We start from the raw sequence: 17,976 nt of genomic DNA, 5'->3' as shown, positions 1-17,976 counted from the left end.
AATCAAGCGGCATGGTTTGTATGTTTTTATCTACCCTTATTGGCAGATTATTGCCTCCTTCGGTGGGGACGGGGTGATGCGTTGACCCAGTCACCTTGACGATCACCGGCTCATTGCCTTATTTGGAGACACACCAGTGCCTGTTCAATTGCTATCTCATATTGGCACTAAAATTGCTTTTGTCTGTGTGCATGTCACAGTAATACAACGGAATACCATGAATTTAAACCTTTGGCTTCGTGCAGCAGTCTGGTTGACGGTTGCCTCATTTCCCGTTTCTTCATACGCGGCTGATGGCCTTGCCGCGGGGGTTTTCCTTGGCTCGCCGATGTCGGGCGTGACCTTGAAACAAAACCAATTTAAAATTCAAGCGGGCATCGACAAGGTGGGCGTTGCCGTCGATGGGACTTGGAATTTGGGTGAATGGCTTGGGCGGATGGAATATGCGCCTATGTATGTCTATGCGGGGGGTCAGTGGGTAGATGATTCAACGCACCAGTGGGGCCCACGCGCAGGGCTCGGCGTCACGCTTCCGGTGGGTACGGGGGATGTGGAACTGTTCGCCGAGGCGGGCACGACGTGGTATTGGGAGGAAAAAGGCGATATTGAGTTTGAAGGTGCCGCTGGGGCGCGGATTTATTTCTAGCCGACTCCCGTCTGTGATTAATAAAAAGGTTGCATCGCTGGGGTTAGCCTGTGCGATGCTTTGGGCGTTAGCGGTGCCAACAGCGTTTGCCACCCAGTATCCGTTGCCCACCGACGGCAGTCGACTGGTTGGCTATCCAGAAGCGCACATCGTCAAAGAGGGCGAGCACTTAGAAGCCATTGCCAAACACTATGATGTGGGGTTTCTAGCGCTTTTAGCGCTCAACCCAGGAATGGATCCCTACTTGCCTGAGCCCGGCGCTTTGGTGCGCTTACCCAATCAGCTCTTGCTGCCCTCACCACCTCACTCGGGGATCGTGATTAATCTTGCCGAGTTACGCCTTTACTATTTCCCTGAGCCAGCCGCTAGAGCAGGAGGAGAAACAACAGACGCTCAACGTGCTGTTCATGTATTCCCCATCGGGATTGGTAGAGTGGGGCGCGAAACCCCCACCATGAACACCTATATTAGCCAAAAGCGCGAACATCCGACGTGGACGCCACCTCAGAGCATTCGTGATGAATATAAAAAACAGCGCGGCATCATTTTGCCTGATGTGGTGCCGGCAGGACCAAACAATCCCTTAGGTGAACATGCGCTAAGGTTGGGCTTCGGTAACGGTGAGTATTTAATTCATGGCACGAATAAGTCGTTTGGTATTGGGCTGCGAGTCAGCGCGGGCTGTATCCGACTTCGTCCTGACGATGTGGCATGGCTGTTTGAGCAAGTGGACGTTCATACTCCCGTGAGGGTGATTAATCAACCCGCGAAGCTAAGCGTTGAGCCTGATGGGCGCGTGATGGTAGAAGCCCATCGTCCTTTGTCAAAAAATGAAAAAGAGACCAAAGCGCGTTTGTCGATTGAGCCTGATCCTCAGGTGTTAGCGATGTTAGCGCGATTGGAATTGTCACCTCAGCGGTACCGAGCGGCGTTATCGGTTCAGGAAGGCGTGCCGATAGAGATCGCGACACTGACCCCAGCACAGTTAAAAGCCTGGCAGCGTCTCGAGCGTGCAGACGTAGATGTCAAGCCAGTGAGGCGAACGAAGGAGTAAACGTCAGATAACAGCATGAAAACGGCGCATGGCGTAGCGCCGTTTTGTTTATTCAATGCGTCGTCGGTGCTTAAGTCGATACGCTACTTGGTATACGACTGCGCCATATTATCAATGCGCTTGTTAGCACGTTTGGCTTCGTCATAGGCCATTTGAGAGGTATCTTTGGTATCACTCACGTCGCTTTTCATCATAGAAACGTCGTTAGAGAGCGCATCGACTTTCGCGGATAAATCATCAACACTTTGTTGTAGTGCGGTGTTGCTAGTACAGCCGACGAGCAACACGGTTGAAGCTATTGCTGCTAGCGCCATTGGACGGATTTTCATAGAGAACCTCGCTATTGTTGTTGGAGATAGCAATCACGTCAAAAGGGTCACGCGCAAGCGCGACTACCTTTTACCATAGACGCTGGTAGGGGATTTTGCTGCTGAATCCTCAACTTGGCGGCCATACCTTGACACAGTTAACATTTAACGCGCTGTTCGACCCATCCATCGAGACACGTTAAAGACTATTCGTGGTGATGATTTCCTTCATCGCTATGGTGCTGCATACCATCCATGACTGATTTCACTGGGATCTGCTTGGTCAGTGAATGACCGTCTGCAGTGTTTAAGGTCAACGAAATGTGCTCGCCTACTTTGAGTGGCTGGGTAAGATCAAATAGCATCACATGCAGGCCTCCTGGCTTTAATGTGACTTGCTCGCCTTCAGGCACCAAGATTTGCGCAATTTGTCGCATTTCCATCATGCCATCTACCATGGCATGCTCATGCAACTCTACCCGTTTCGCCGCCGGTGTACTCGCACTCACCACCCGTTTTAGCACCTTGCTTTGATTATCGAGCACCATGAAAGCGGCGCTATTTGGTGCGCCAGGTGCAGTGGCACGCGCGTAGGCATCATGAATAAAAAACTCACCATGGGCATGCACCAATGGGGCAACCATAAAAGCGATAGCGGCAATAAAAGATTTGAATGATGTCATTGTTATTCCTTGTTTTGACCAGTCACCCGTTCAATCGCTGCGATCAGCATCTCAGGGTTTAAGGTGTGAGGGACTTTCTCTACGAGTTCACCGTTCGGTGAGAGAAAATAAAAAAAGGAGCTATGGTCAACGGCATAGTCCATGGCGGAGTCTTCCAGCTCGGTGATGCGATATAAAACTCCGTAACGGTTTGCCAGCTGGGCGATTTGTGCTTCTGAACCACTGACGCCGGTGATGGCCGGATGGAAAAAATGGGCATACTCCGCGGCTTTTTCGCTGGTATCACGCTTTGGGTCGAGGGTGATAAAGACTGGCGACACCGCGTTTCGTGTCGACTCAGGGAGCGATTTTAACGCAGCAGATAGTACGGCGAGCGAGGTGGGACAAACATCAGGACAATGGGTATAACCGAAGTAAACAATGCGCGGACGTGGGTCATCGGTATTGTAAAGGTTAAACGGTTGCCCTTGTGATTGTAATGCACCCGCTTGTGCCTGCTTTTGTGACGTTTGATAGTGATCAAATAGCGCGCGGGCACCCAAGCCAAAACAAACGGCAATAATGGCGACAAGCCAAGCTTTCTTACTCATAGTCGCTCCATGCTTACTTTAATGGGGAATAGCGTGTTTGCATCATCATTAAGTGTAATGGTTCCCGCCCAGGTCATGCTGTCTTCAGTGCAAACGGGCAGCATCAATTGCCCTTGGTAAGTCAGTTTATCGGTTTGTTTAAGCACCAGCCGATATTCCCCCATATTCATTTCGACGCCTTGGAGCTTCACGAGCAAGGTATCCGTGTTAAGCGCCTGGGGGGCGGTTACCGTGAGGGTATTGGCGTGTAGTGGATGAACCACTGGATTGCCTAAGTGGGCTTGATAACCCTTGTATTGGCACGTTTGCTGATTTAGCGAACAGTAGGCGGCTGGCGCGACGGTTGAACTCGAAGCGGTCGAGAAAAAGCCAGATAGCCAAGAGGGAAGAAAAAAAGCCATCACTGCCAGCATTAAGAGACCGACAGTGATAAACAATGGGCGACTCACGGGTGATTGTGAGGGTGATATATGCATTATTTAGTCCTGCTTAGGCGAGAAACGCTCCAGCAATAATACCAGCACAAAGCCACCTATCATGGCAATGATGGCCAAGCTAACTTGTGCCGGGTGTCCCACGATTGCCTCGTACGCGCCCGGTAGAAGGTTATCTTGCATCAGAGGCACTTGCTCACCGGATGAGTTGGTACGCCATGTAAGCGTGTGTTTCCACGGCCAGATTTTACCTAGCGTGCCCAACATCAGGCCGGTCAGAAACGCGAGCGTTAGCGCGTAGTAGCGGCGCAGCAGCCATGACAACAGGTGCGAAAAGGTCAATAAGCCAGTCACCGCGCCCACCGCAAATAATCCCAGTAAGCCAAACTGCGTTTGATGAACCGCATCTAGGATCGGACTGTACATTCCCAGCAACAGCAGAATAAAACTGCCAGAGATCCCAGGCAAAATCATAGCGCAAATCGCGATGGCGCCGGCGAGAAAGACGGTGAGCGGCGAGGCGGTGAGCTGCAACGGGTTCGCAATAGTAATCCAATAGGCAAACCCGATCCCTAGCAGTGCGGCGAGAACGGTTTTAGGCCTTATTCTGGGGGCGGGCAATTGTTTGGCAATATGCAACGCTGAAGCGATGATCAAGCCAAAGAAAAACGACCACAGTGGGATCGGGTGATGGGTGAGCATCCAGCTTATCCCTTTGGCCAAACTGGCAATACTGGTCAGAATGCCGGCTAAGAGCACACAAAGAAAGGTGCCGTTGATATGGTGCCAGACGGCCTTGAACCCTTCCTTGCGCCAGAGTGTAAAAAGGCGCGGCGTGATACGCCGAATACTCTCAAGTAACTGGGTGTAGATACCAGTAATAAATGCGATGGTGCCGCCAGAGACACCAGGAACCACATCTGCAGCCCCCATCGCCATGCCTTTAAGGTAAGTTGAGACCAGGTTCTTGATCATAATGCTATTCATCGATAAAAAGCTAAGGGCTGCATTATACCGAGATGAATCGTCAGTGATAGGCCTGCTTATACTAGGACGACTAGTCGTCTTCGCCATTTAAATTTTGAAGAGCATCAGCTAGTGCCCTCACGCGTTCATTCGTTTGATCGACAAGGCGACGAATTTCGGCTGCAGACTCTCCAGAGCGTTGTGCCAATTGTCGTACTTCATCGGCGACCACGGCAAAACCTCGGCCCGACTCACCGGCCCGAGCTGCTTCAATAGCTGCGTTGAGCGCAAGTAAGTTTGTCTGTTCGGCGATGCCGTTTATTACACCAATAATTTGTTGTATTTCGCTGCTAGATGCTTCGACTTTTGTCATTTCCTTCTCCGTTACATCAACAGCTTGGGCTCTATTGGTCACATCAATACCGTAGGAGACGAGGTACACAGGGTTCCCTTCGGAGTCAAAAATGGGGGCGACGACAGTATCGAAACGGCGTTCGCTTCCGTCTGCAGCTGTAAACGGCAGTACTTCTTTTATTTGTTTACCCGAGAGCACATCGCTAAATGTCGGTTCTCCGAGCTTATTCTTGAGGTTGTTGCTTAGAATTTCTGAGTTCGACGATGTTTCTGCGCGTAAGTGGTCAAGCATGTACGAATTAAACGAATCAGGTGTACCGTCAAGACTCCACTGCATAATGCCGTTGCTGACACTGATCGCATCAAATCGACGTTCTGCCTCAAGTGATCGTTGTTTCGCTTCGGTGATATCAGCTTGAATAGAAATAAAGCTAGATAACTGTCCGTTATCATCAAAAATTGGATTGATAGAGACAGATATCCAATAGGCATCACCGTGTTTGTTATAATTAAGGAGCTCGTCGTAAAAGGGTTCGCGATTTTTTAGTTTTTGTGAGATTTTCGCGACAGTTTCGGTGTTAGTTCCTGGCCCTTGAAGCATGGTACCTGGTTTTTTGCCGCGCATTTCCGACATTGTATAACCTGTAAGTTTTTCAAACCCTTGGTTAACATAACGGGTATAGCCGTCAGCATCGGTAATGATGACTGAGTTATCTGTCTCATTTGCTACCATCGACAGCATTTTGAATTCTTCCCGACGCTCAACTTCCTCTGTGACGTCTTTGACAAACGCGGTGTACTGAATCTCGTCATCAAGTTCTATTTTAGATATTGAGAAACTTCCCCAACGGTTTTCACCATTTTTACGTACGAAAGGGACTTCGCGGGTGGAGCCCACAATTTTGTTGATACCGGTTCTTCGGTTTCGATTGACTAATTCATCATGCTCATGACGGTGTTGTTCAGGCACCAACATTTTTACGTTATGGCCTAGCATTTCGTCCCGAGAGTATCCCCACATTTGCTCAGCAGATTTATTAGCAAAGGTGATGCAGTTACGGCCATCGATAGTCACGACTGCATCTAGAGCTTGCTCGAGGGTTTGATGAACAATCTCTTGAGCTTGTTTTTGTGAAGAGATATCGTGAACAAATGCGGTGTAAGTAGATTTTCCAGCATGTTTAATATGGTTTAACGAGATGTTCACCCATACACGAGTTCTATCTTTTCTTTCTAACTGTACATCGCGAGATGTTCCGACGATGCGATTTTCTTGGGTCGTACGGTGATGATTAATGAACCCGTCATGACTGCCCCGAATTTCTTCTGGAACCAGCATTTTGACGTTGTGACCTAATACTTCATTGCGTTGATAACCCCACAGCGATTCAGCAGCATCGTTGAAATAGATAACATCATTTTTTTCGTCGATGGTCACGATAGCGTGTATCGACTGATCCAGTGTTTTTTTATAACGTCCATCAACGACCAAATCTTTTAACATTCACTTATTCCTTATTGACCGCTCACACTCCTCGGTGACTATTGATGAGTGTGATGTCAGTTCCAATTAGAGAGAAATACCGTATCACATCCTGTACTCGGGTGTTGAGTGAACCGATCAGCGTTTATGCCAATAGCAACACAAAAAACGAGGAAATACTGTCAAAGCGTATTCAAGCGTTGATATCACTATAAATAACGCGAGCGCGGGCCAGAAAACTCGTGTATTTAACGGCTTTTTAAAGGAAGGCTAGGTTGATGATGATGGCGTTAAGCCTGTATGTCCGGGCGGCAAGTGGAGTGGGGGAGCCGGACTCCCCCAAATGATGGTTAAGGCTGTTGAGGTTTCTCGAACACGGCGACGGACCAAGCGGGTACAGTGAGTTTGCCGTTGGTCACTTGAGCGGGCTGTTGGTTATACGCTATCGAGCCGTTGCCCGCATTGGCTTGCAAGCTGTGAAGCTGATAGCCGGTGGCGTCGATGTTGGCAAAGTCATTGACCGCCGCGCCTGAGGCATTGATCGCGACGATAATCCCGTCACGCGTTGCATCCATCGTGCTGTCGAGCAGACTGCCACTGTTATCAATTTTCATCACAATTAGCCCTGAAATTTGTGAGGCGCCTGTATTGTGAAAGCTGACACGTTGGTTGATCACGCTGCCTTGGCCCAGATTGAACAGCCCTGACGACGTACGCAGCGCCACCAGCTCATTAAAGTAGCTGTCCATGTTGCTGATTGCCTGTGGCGTTGGTTTGGCCTCGTTGTTGTGGTTGGCAATCACGGTTTCAATCATCGGCCAGTTGTAGCCGTCTTTATCTTCACGCGGCAGCCCTTGATCCCACTGCGTGGTTTGTTGGGTAAAGTCGACGCGGTTATACCAATCGCCCGAATCATATGAGTCACGCTGCATGGATTTTGAACGAAGCATCTCGCTGCCCATGTGAATAAAAGGCACCCCTTGTCCCAACAGTGCAGTGGAGAGTGACACGGCCTGGGCACGGACGCGTGTCGCGAGCGGCATGGCGTAAGGGAATTTGTATTGATTGTTATCCCACAAGGTTTGGTTGTCGTGCTTGGAGACATAGTTTTGGATCTCCCAAGCATCTTGTGCGTAGCCAGCCGGTTGACCGTTGTAATCGACCTCGTCGCCTCGGACCGTATCTCCATTGGCAATTTGTAACTGAAAATCTTTTAAATTACCCGCCATACCCAAACGGACTAAATCGGCGTTATGCAGGGCACTGGCTCTTTCCCCGTTGCTTTGCTGTTGCAGATCATTGGGCGCGACCCATTGACCATTACCAAAGCCTTGGTTTTTACGCAGGTACTCGCCGCCATCGAATGGACCGCCGCCACGAACCGCATCACGAAGTCGGTCAGAAAACGAACCAATACCTGTGCCGGCCAGGTTTGCTTGGGTGGCTTGGACAAACTGGCGATCGTTGGCGACTTCTTCCAACCTTCACCATGATAGTCGCGATGGCAACCGATGCGCCGAGCGGTTGCAAAAAGTGAGTGCGCTTCATTGATTATTCCTCATGTGTCAATACTGAGGCGCAGCATACTGAAGGGCGACACCTACCATGCGTGATCGGGTTAAAACTCAGCGTGTTATGGCAGAAAAGATGATGAAATTCAGTAAAGTATCACGAAAAGTAGGGGGAGAGCGAAAGACCACTACGCCCCCGAAAAGTCTGGGGGCGTAGGCATAGATGACTAGTTACCCATAAGCTGAAGGAGGTTTTCGGCGGTGACGACCGCTTCTTTACGGTTAGCAATATTGAGCTTTTGGTAAAGGTTACGGATATGGGTTTTGATGGTGGTACCGGCGACATCCAGTTCATGAGCAATTTGCTCGTTACTAAACCCGGAATAAATCAAGCCGAGCACTTGCCATTCGCGTTGCGTCAGGGAGCTGGTTCGCACCAGCTCTGGCACGTTAGGGTGCTTGACCAGTTTTTCGACAAAGGCTTCATCAAAGTGGGTGGAGCGTGAGCGCTGATGGCTGGCGATTTCTTTTAATAGCTGCTGTGCCCGGTGGCGCTCTAATGCGCCGAGCGCATGTTGTTCAATCAACGCGTGCAGCAATGATGAGAGCGCATCACCTTCGATTAAAAAGTTACCCATCATCCCGGTTTGATTGGTTAGGATCAGGGCATCTTGCAAGAGACTTTTGGCGTATTCCGTCTCTTGCACTTTACTGGCGAGCACGGCCTCGACGATGAGATTGCGGTTTTTATCCGTCACTAAGTTGGCCCGGTTCGCTTCGCGGCGCAGAAAATCGACCGCTTGACGTGCTTGATCATACTGACCCAAATGCAGGTGCGCGCGGGCAATGTTTCGCCACTGAAGCTGGCTAAAGTGGTTGCAGGCGGTCGCGGGGCGAACGGCTTGATGTAACCACTCATCCATATTGGTCAGTTCGTTTTTGGCGTGCCAATAGAGCAATAGCGAGAGTGACGCGTTAGCGGTCCAATCAACATGATAAACAGACTCTCGTAGAAGGTGCTCTATGTGCTCAATGCTTTTGGCCGCTTTATCTAACTCACCGCGACTAACAGCCACGCGCGCGAGCATAGAGTAGCTATGCAAATGCTTGCTCGGCGGTTGGTTTTCCAAAACCTGTAGCCCCTTATACGCACAGGCTTCAGCTTCATCCAGTCGGTTCCAACACCAGAGTATTTGGGCGCGAAGCCGTAGAGCAAATTCATGTAAAGGAACTTGGTGCAATTGCTGATCTTCAATGAGCTGATCGGCGCTGTCGAGCAACTCAAACGCGGCTTGCACATAGCCTTGTGCCAGGAGAATTTCACTTTGCTGTAAAATGGCCCACAGCGCTTGGTGATATACCTGATGCTGGCGCGCTAACTTTTCCGTTTGTTGCATCATGGATAAAGCGCGATCCAGTTCGCCGAGCACATGATTCACCTCGCCAACCACGGAAGTCGCGACAATACGTCCTCGGTAATTGGCGCTATCGAGTTGCTCGAGTGCTTTTTCTGCCAGCTGCATCGCTTGCTCAGGCTCATTCGCATTAATGGCTACTTGGGCAAGCAGGGCATTGGCATTGCCTTGGTAATCAATATCCAGTGGAATGTCGCGGGCTTGATACGCCTTTTCGGCACTGGCCAATAACTCGCCAACTTCGTGATACCTGTGTTGGCTTTGTGCTAACCAAGCACGCAGTAAGCTCAAATTGGGGTATTGGTATAAAAGCTCATCACTGAGCTTGATAATCGCGGATGCGAGTGTGGATAGTTCGCCACGATTGAACATACGCCAGCCGTGTTGATTGAGAATATCGGCCAGCAACGCATCGTCTTTGGCATAGCGTGCGTGGCGCAAGGCTTGATGAGGGGACTGCAGCTTTAGCCAAGCCAGTGCCGCGTGTCGATGCAAGGTTTGTTGCTGGTGGGGGATCCTGGCTTGGCGCTCGTGGGCCAAAAACTCCGCGAATAAATGGTGAAACCGGAACCAATTGTTATCCCCCTCCAGCGCATAGATAAACAAACCATAGCGATTCAGTGACTCAAGCATGCCCAGGGCGTCTTCTCGCTCGGTCAAGGCGAAAACCAGTTCATCATTGAACATTTCTAACACTGAGACTTTCATCAGAAACTGACGTGTCTCCGTGTCAAGCAAGTCGAAGACTTCTTCCGCTAGATAGTCCCAAAGATGGGCATGGTTAAATTCTGCACACGAGGCGGCGCTTTGCATTAGCGTGCGTTTTTGGTGCTGCGCTTGAATGGCGATCAGTTGCAGCGCGGATGGCCAACCTTCGACGTAGGTACATAAGGCATTCGCGGTCGATTCATCGACGCCATCGTCGATACGTTGGTTGAAAAACCGGGTTGTCTCTTCGTTATCGAACGCGAGAAGCTCGTTGCCTATCTCGATCATCAGGTCTCGCACGCGTAAGTTCGCGGTGCCCAGTGGTGGGTTAGCGCGTGACGTCACCACTAACGTGAGGTTCTCTGGCATGTGCTTGATGAAAAAGCGCATCGCTTCATGGATTTCTTCGTTATCAACCAGTTGATAGTCGTCCAGCACCAAATAGCTGGTGGCGTGAAATCCGGCCAGTTCGGCAAAAACATCAGACAAGAGCGCACGAAGTGATGAGAATTGGCGTTTTTCCGCCAGTTTTATCGTATTAGCGCAGCCTTCTTGGGTGGCTTGGTGCAACGCTTGTAATAAATAGTTTATGAAGCGAAAGCTGTCGTTATCACTGTCATCAATGCTAAACCAACCGACATTGGGTTGATCGGCGAGCCACTGGGCAGCCATGGTGGTTTTGCCATAACCGGCCGGAGAGCGAAACAGCACCAGCTTATAGTGGGGGGCTTGTTGTAAAATATCGAGCACACGCGGGCGCAATATCGCGTTATAAAGCCGTCCAGGCCGAGTCAGCTTTGATGGGATCCACATAAGACACTGTCCTTCACTACAAATGCGGTGCGTCATCTTTGGTGCGCACCTCTGTCCTGATTGCAGTGTATGTAACTTCAAAGACACAAACTATGATCTATCCCTGATCTCTTAACGGGTGCCCTAATTTAGTGCAACTACGCCTTATAATTGTGATAAATGTCACTCAATTGCCTTTTTCTTGGCTTTTTTTATCGTCGGTGTACACATTCATGTTGGTTTGTCAGGGTTTAATTTGCGCTAGCGCACAAAAATCACCAAAAGCTAGACGGTTTTTTTCATCGCCGGCTTAGACAGGCTTTTGTCTCATAGCGTGATGAAGATCACCAGTCAGTGGGCTGTGCTTCATTTTGATGAGAGCCCGCTCACTGTTGATGTGTGACCTGGCTCTCTACGCCCTGTGGTCTCCTCCTTTGATGAGAACGACGTGGGAGGATGTTTGCCGTGCTCGGGTTGGGCAGGATGACTAACCATCAAGGTTTCATTCCATTATCGAGAGCAACGACATGACACCAAAACAGCAACATGCGTTTGATAAAAGTGCGTTTAAAATCAGTATGGTTCAACACTTAACCCAGCTAGGTCACGCACCAGATACTGCTCAACTGCGTGATTGGTACCTCGCGCTTGGCCGCGCATTAGCCGAACACACGACGAGTGACTTGGTGGCCACTGAACACGATCAAGCCATTAAACAAGCGAAAAGTGTTAACTATTTATCCCTCGAGTTTTTGATTGGTCGTTTAACCGGGAACAACCTGATTAGCATGGGCTTGTACGATGCTATCGCCGATGCCGTGAGTGAGCTTGGGCTTGGGTTAACGGATTTACTCGAACAAGAGCGTGATCCGTCTCTGGGTAATGGCGGCTTGGGACGTCTGGCGGCCTGTTTTATGGACTCTTTGGCGGCACAGCAGTATCCGGCAGTGGGTTACGGATTACATTATGAATATGGGCTTTTCCGTCAGTCTTTTCATGAAGGGGCGCAGCAAGAGGCTCCTGATGCATGGCGCGAACCGGAAGGCTACCCATGGGAACTGGTACGTCCTGAATTATCCCAAATTATCGGCTTTTATGGTCATGTTGAGGTCGTTGAAGAAGCAGGGCATACCTATCGCCAATGGGTGCCAAGCTTGAAAATCCAGGCAATGCCTTGGGACTTACCCATTGTCGGTTACCAAAGTAACACCGTTTATCCATTGCGTTTGTGGGAAGGTCGAGCACTGACACCGTTCGCGCTTGATGCTTTTAATGCGGGCGAGTATACCCATGCGCAGCAAGCAGATATTGATGCGGGTAACCTGTCTAAAGTCCTTTACCCCAACGATAACCATGATTCGGGCAAGACGCTGCGCTTGATGCAGCAGTACTTCCACAGTGCCGCCTCGGTCGCAGATATCCTCCGTCGTCACCTAGAGGCAGGTCATGCTCTAGCGGCGTTGCCAGAGTATGAAACCATTCAATTAAACGACACCCACCCCACCATCGCGATTCCTGAGCTGATGCGCGTATTGCTGGATGATTATCGTCTGGGCTGGGATGAGGCGTGGTCAATCGCCAGTCGTACTTTTGCTTACACTAACCACACCTTACTGCCCGAAGCGCTGGAAACCTGGAGTGAGGCGTTGATTGCGCGCTTGCTGCCGCGTCATATGGAGATCATTTTTGAGATTAACCATCGCTTCATGCAAGAGGTAGAAGCGAAGTGGCCCGGCGATGTGGCGAAAAAGCAGGTGTTGTCAGTGATTGACGACAAAGGTGAGCGCATGGTGCGTATGGCGAATCTTTGTGTGGTTGGCTCTTATGCGGTAAATGGCGTTGCGGCGTTGCACTCTCAGTTAGTTAAGCGTGATTTATTCCCAGAATTTGATGCGCTATATCCGGGCCGCATTCAAAATGTGACCAATGGCATCACACCGCGTCGCTGGTTGAAGTTCTGTAACCCTGACTTGTCCAACTTGATCAGTGAAAAAATCGGTGAGCAGTGGCCAGCGCAATTAGAGCAACTCGAGCAGATTGCTCAATACGCCGATGATACTGCGTTTCAAAAGACATTCATGGATGTCAAAAAGCGCAACAAGCAGCGTTTGGCAGGATGGGTCAAAGAGCACCTCGATATTGCCCTCAATACCGATGCGATTTTTGAYGTACAAATTAAGCGTCTGCATGAATATAAGCGTCAGCACTTGAATCTATTGCATGTGATTTCGCTCTATCAGCGTTTGCTTAACGAGCCAAACTTTGACATGGCGCCACGAGTGGTCTTTTTTGCCGCGAAAGCCGCGCCTGGCTATGAATTAGCAAAATCGATCATCTATGCAATTAATAAGGTCGCTGAAACCATTAATAATGATCCACGGGTCGGTGACAAGCTCAAGGTCGTCTTCATTCCTGATTATCGTGTCAGCATGGCAGAAATCATTATTCCGGCTGCCGATGTGTCTGAGCAGATTTCTATGGCCGGTAAAGAGGCGTCTGGCACGGGTAACATGAAAATGGCACTCAACGGCGCGCTTACCATCGGCACCATGGATGGCGCTAACGTGGAAATCCGTGAAGAAGTGGGTGACGATAATATCTATATCTTCGGCTTAGATGTTGATGGTGTCACCGAATTACGCCAAAAAGGCTATCAGCCTGAAGCGGTCTATCACAGCCAGCCCCTATTGAAGGCCGCTTTGGATAGTTTGCTGGATGAGACGTTCACGCCAGGTCAGCCAGGGGCCCTGCGTCCTGTGTTTGACAGCGTGATGGGTAGCGGCGACCCGTACCTGTGTTTGGCTGACTTTGCCGATTACGTGCGCGCACACAATGACATTGACCGTGATTACCGTGACGCGTCGCAATGGGCACGTAAAGCGATTCTGAACACCGCGCTGGTCGGTAAGTTTAGCTCAGACCGCTCAATTCGCGATTACGTTAATAACATTTGGCAGTTAGAAGCGATTAAGCGCTAATTGCAATATAACGGGTTAACAACCTTATCGGTGGCAAGGAATGAGCCTTGCCACCTAACAATAATGACAACAATATTGCCCAATAAAAGAAGGGGGCAGACCCCTCGGAGAAAGCGATGAAAGAATCTGCATTGAAGACAGTCGCACAAATGGCCAACCTCGCTGATCGCTATATCAGTGCATGGGGCTCAGAAGCGGCTGTGCCGGACAGTACCTTACATGACTTACTAACGTCACTTGGCTATGACACACGAAACGACGAGGCGTTATTGGCGTCGGCGGAGAAAAAACACAAAGCGGATGTGCTCGCCCCTGTGCAGGTGGTGCAGGAGAATGAGCCGGTTGAAATTGCGCTTCATTTAGGTACCAGTGCGCGAGAAAGTGACTTTAGTTGGCGTTTGGAAACCGAACAGGGCGAATGCTTTGAAGGTTACTTACAGTCACAAATCGTTCGCGATGAGCGCAGTAATGGTGGCCCATTGGTGTTTAGCCTGCCTTGCTCCCTACCGTGGGGCTATCACCGCCTTTCCGTGATACGTAAACGGCGCAAAGCCCCGTATCAAATGACACTCATCATGGCGCCCACCCAATGTTATAAGCAGCCAGAATTGGATCAACACAAGAAAATGTGGGGGCCGAGTATTCAGCTCTACACACTGCGTACCCCTCACAACTGGGGGATTGGTGATTTTGGCGATCTCAAACAATTGGTTAGTGAGCTTGCCTCGCGCGGCGCTGACTTTGTTGGCCTTAACCCTATTCATGCGTTGTTCCCTGCCAATCCAGAAGCCGCGAGCCCGTATAGTCCGTCATCACGCCGCTGGCTTAATCTTTTGTATATTGATGTGAGCAACGTTCGAGAGTTTTGTTTGAGCGCCCGTGCCCAGCAACTCGTGGGCAGTGCCGAATTCCAGCGTCGCCTGCAAGCAGTACGCGACACGCATTGGGTCGATTATAGTGAAGTCGCCGCCTTAAAGATGGCCGTACTACCGCTTTTATTTCAAGAGTTTAAGCAACGCGAACTACTGCAACAGACACGACGTGGCCGTGCGTTTTTAGACTTTATTGAGCAAGGGGGAGAGAGCTTAAAACAGCAAGCGACGTTTGATGCGTTGCACCAGTATTTACGGGCCGATGATCCTCACGCTTGGGGTTGGCCGGTGTTTCCTGAAAAATATCGCCGTTATGAAAACGCGGCGACGCAAGCATTTATCGAGCAGCATAGCGATGACATTCAACTGTACATGTATCTACAGTGGATTGCCGAAGGTCAAATGGAAGAGGTACAAGCCATTGCTGAAGAGCAGGGGATGTCGCTGGGCTTGTACCGTGATCTTGCTGTTGGGGTGTCAGACGCGGGAAGCGAAACCTGGTCGGATAATTCACCGTTAGTGTTGGATGCTAGCATTGGTGCACCGCCGGATGTGTTGGGACCGCGGGGACAAAACTGGGGCTTGCCGCCATTTGATCCGCAAGCGCTGCAACACACCGGTTACCATGCCTACATCGAATTGCTACGTGCCAACATGCGTCATTGTGGGGCGTTGCGTATCGATCATGTACTGGGCTTGCTGCGCTTATGGTGGATCCCTAAAGGGAAAAATGCTACCGAGGGCGCTTACTTGTACTATCCCGTTAAAGACATGCTCGCGATTTTATCGCTTGAGTCGCATCGTCATCAGTGCAGTGTGATTGGTGAGGACTTGGGGACGGTACCCGATGAAATTGGCGCGTTACTTGCGGATGCGGGCGTGCATTCCTACAAGGTATTCTTCTTTGAAACCTCAGAAGAGGACGGTGGCTTTATTTCTCCGGCGCATTACACCGAGCAAGCGATGGCGACGCTTGCCACCCATGATATGCCAACGATTCGTGGTTTTTGGCATTGCGACGATTTAAAGCTGGGGCAAGAGTTAGGCCTATACCCAGATGAAGCGCAACTCCAACAATTGTTTGATGATCGCTTAAAAGCCAAACAAGGCATATTAGACAGTGTAAGCTGGCACGGCATGCTACCGGATGGCGTGGGGGCTGATGCGCGCTATGTGCCGATGGATGGCCACTTGTGCCGCGCATTGCAATTGCATGTTGCCGCCGGCCAATCGGCGCTGTTAAGTGTCCAGTTGGAAGATTGGTTGGAAATGGAGAAACCGGTCAACATCCCAGGCACGGTGGATGAGTATCCTAACTGGCGACGTAAACTCTCAGTGAACCTAGATACGTTGTTTAGCCGCGAAGAGTTAAATCAACTGGCGAAGGATCTTTCGCGGGTACGCTTACACGCGAGTCGTCTATCCGTTTGATCGCCTGATCACCACGCGACCACGCTCTATCCTTAGTGCTAGCCAACACGCATGGGATGGAGCGTTTTTCTATAAGGAGCCTTCTGTGTCACATTCCTCTTCCTCGATGACACCATATTATACGCACCCCGATCACTACGACATCGATCTCGCGGCCTTGCACAATCCTCGCTATGCGCATCAGCTCATGGGTGCGCATCCTATGACCTTGCCGGTTAACGGTGAGCCTATTGAAGGCGTGCGTTTTATTGTCTTTGCCCCTCATGCGCAATCGGTCAGCGTGATTGGCGATTGGAACCAATGGCAAGCTGATACCGCCTTGATGACGCCCATTGAAGATGGCTTTTGGGTCGGGTTTATTGCTCACCTTAGCATGCAGCAGCGCTATAAATACGCCCTAACGGGGCCTGATGGACAGTGCTTACCGCACAAAGCCGACCCTTACGGGGCGTATGCCGAGCAATACCCGTCCTTTGCCTCTCTGACCTATGATCAACATGCTTATCAATGGCACGACCAGCACTGGCAAGCGCGTCCCGTCACCGAAAAACACACGCAAGCGTTATCGTTTTATGAGCTTCACCTCGGCTCCTGGCAGCGAGATGCATCGGGTCAGTGCCCAGGCTATCGTGAGCTTGCTGACCGTCTCGTTCCTTACTTGGTAGAAATGGGTTATACCCATGTGGAGCTAATGCCAGTCAGTGAGCATCCGTTTTATGGTTCCTGGGGTTATCAGCCGGTTGGCCTGTTTGCGCCGACCAGCCGCTATGGCTCGCCAGATGATTTTAAGTATTTTGTCGACCAGTGCCATCAAGCGGGTATTGGTGTGATCCTTGACTGGGTGCCGGGGCATTTCCCTACCGATGATCACGGTTTAGCCTTTTTCGATGGCACTCCGCTATATCATGACCCCGACCCACGACGTGGCTGGCACAACGACTGGCATTGTCATCTCTACGATATGAGTAAAGAGCATGTGCGCCGCTTTTTGGTGAATAACGCCTTGTATTGGCTTGACCAGTTTCACATCGATGGCCTGCGTGTCGATGCCGTCGCGTCGATGCTGTATCTCGATTACTCGCGCGAGCAGGATCAATGGGTCCCCAACGTGGATGGCGGCAACGAGAACTATGATGCCATCGCTACCTTAAAGTGGATGAACGAGTCTGTTTATCATTATTTCCCAAATGCGATGACCATTGCCGAGGAATCGACGACATTTCCGGGAGTATCGGCACCTACTTATGCCGGCGGACTTGGGTTTGGGTTCAAATGGAATATGGGCTGGATGCATGACAGCCTCAGTTATATCCGTGAAGAGTCGGTGTATCGATGCTATCACCACGACACGCTAACATTTCCATTGGTTTATGCGTTTGGCGAGAATTACGTATTGCCACTGTCGCATGATGAAGTGGTTTATGGAAAAGGTTCGTTGATCGGTAAAATGCCCGGTGACGAGTGGCAGCAAACCGCCAACTTACGTGCCTTTCTTGGGTATATGTATGGTCAGCCAGGTAAAAAGCTTAACTTTATGGGGGCGGAGATCGGTCAGACCGCAGAGTGGAACCATGACAGTCAGCTTGAATGGCATTGGCTACAATACGGTCGCCATCAAGGTATCCAAGCATGGGTGAAAGCGCTGAACCACCTGTATGTCTCAACGCCGGCACTGCATCGCCTCGACTGCGATCCGGCAGGGTTTGAGTGGCGATTAAAAGACGCTGCCGATCTCAGTGTCATGGCACACG

The 17,976-nt window shown here is 50.4% G+C and carries 11 protein-coding genes and 2 pseudogenes; 5 read left to right on the top strand and 8 right to left on the bottom strand.

From position 1 onward, the window contains the following. Positions 1 to 217 precede the first annotated feature (217 nt). Positions 218 to 646 carry a hypothetical protein gene (locus BZG14_RS06625; protein ID WP_077457829.1) on the top strand — a complete coding sequence of 143 codons (429 nt, stop codon included), beginning with the start codon at positions 218 to 220 and terminating at the stop codon, positions 644 to 646. A 55-nt stretch (positions 647 to 701) separates the two neighbouring features. Continuing rightward, positions 702 to 1,700, top strand: coding sequence for a L,D-transpeptidase family protein (locus BZG14_RS06620; RefSeq protein WP_077486649.1), 999 nt, complete (start codon positions 702 to 704; stop codon positions 1,698 to 1,700). Between the two features lie 83 nt (positions 1,701 to 1,783). Here the strand turns inward: BZG14_RS06620 and BZG14_RS06615 are convergent, their stop codons facing one another. The 8 genes and pseudogenes from BZG14_RS06615 to malT form a co-directional block, all read right to left on the bottom strand. Next, positions 1,784 to 2,029 carry an Lpp/OprI family alanine-zipper lipoprotein gene (locus tag BZG14_RS06615; protein ID WP_077457827.1) on the bottom strand — a complete coding sequence of 82 codons (246 nt, stop codon included), beginning with the start codon at positions 2,027 to 2,029 and terminating at the stop codon, positions 1,784 to 1,786. Between the two features lie 185 nt (positions 2,030 to 2,214). Then, positions 2,215 to 2,691 carry a copper chaperone PCu(A)C gene (locus BZG14_RS06610; RefSeq protein WP_069362923.1) on the bottom strand — a complete coding sequence of 159 codons (477 nt, stop codon included), beginning with the start codon at positions 2,689 to 2,691 and terminating at the stop codon, positions 2,215 to 2,217. A 2-nt stretch (positions 2,692 to 2,693) separates the two neighbouring features. Further along, entirely contained in the window at positions 2,694 to 3,281 is a 588-nt protein-coding gene (locus BZG14_RS06605) for an SCO family protein (protein ID WP_077486641.1), read from the bottom strand. Then, complete coding sequence (locus BZG14_RS06600; RefSeq protein ID WP_077486642.1) at positions 3,278 to 3,757, bottom strand: hypothetical protein; 480 nt, start codon at positions 3,755 to 3,757, stop codon at positions 3,278 to 3,280. Before BZG14_RS06600 ends, BZG14_RS06605 begins: the two co-directional genes overlap by 4 nt. Positions 3,758 to 3,760: 3 nt before the next feature. Then, positions 3,761 to 4,690, bottom strand: coding sequence for a DUF368 domain-containing protein (locus tag BZG14_RS06595; RefSeq protein WP_077486643.1), 930 nt, complete (start codon positions 4,688 to 4,690; stop codon positions 3,761 to 3,763). A 169-nt stretch (positions 4,691 to 4,859) separates the two neighbouring features. Beyond that, positions 4,860 to 6,539, bottom strand: a pseudogene (locus BZG14_RS16000) (PAS domain S-box protein); the annotation flags it as partial. A gap of 329 nt (positions 6,540 to 6,868) precedes the next feature. Beyond that, a pseudogene (locus BZG14_RS06585) lies at positions 6,869 to 8,046 on the bottom strand (alpha-1,6-glucosidase domain-containing protein); the annotation flags it as partial. 210 nt (positions 8,047 to 8,256) lie between these two features. Continuing rightward, entirely contained in the window at positions 8,257 to 10,965 is a 2,709-nt protein-coding gene (malT, locus tag BZG14_RS06580; RefSeq protein WP_077608300.1) for an HTH-type transcriptional regulator MalT, read from the bottom strand. A 506-nt stretch (positions 10,966 to 11,471) separates the two neighbouring features. Between malT and BZG14_RS06575 the strand changes: the two genes are divergently transcribed. The 3 genes from BZG14_RS06575 to glgB all read left to right on the top strand — a co-directional run. Continuing rightward, positions 11,472 to 13,922, top strand: coding sequence for a glycogen/starch/alpha-glucan phosphorylase (locus BZG14_RS06575; protein WP_077608299.1), 2,451 nt, complete (start codon positions 11,472 to 11,474; stop codon positions 13,920 to 13,922). Positions 13,923 to 14,038: 116 nt separating this feature from the next. After that, positions 14,039 to 16,225: a 4-alpha-glucanotransferase gene (malQ, locus tag BZG14_RS06570; protein ID WP_077608298.1), complete on the top strand. Its 2,187-nt coding sequence runs from the start codon at positions 14,039 to 14,041 to the stop codon at positions 16,223 to 16,225. Next, positions 16,167 to 17,976 (top strand): 1,4-alpha-glucan branching protein GlgB (glgB, locus tag BZG14_RS06565; protein ID WP_443508672.1); only part of this gene is annotated, 1,810 nt, incomplete at its 3' end. The genes malQ and glgB, both read left to right, overlap by 59 nt.

The sequence above is a fragment of the Salinivibrio sp. IB282 genome, assembly GCF_001995685.1.
In the GTDB taxonomy this organism is placed as follows: domain Bacteria; phylum Pseudomonadota; class Gammaproteobacteria; order Enterobacterales; family Vibrionaceae; genus Salinivibrio; species Salinivibrio kushneri.
This window is presented reverse-complemented; position numbering and strand designations above follow the sequence as displayed.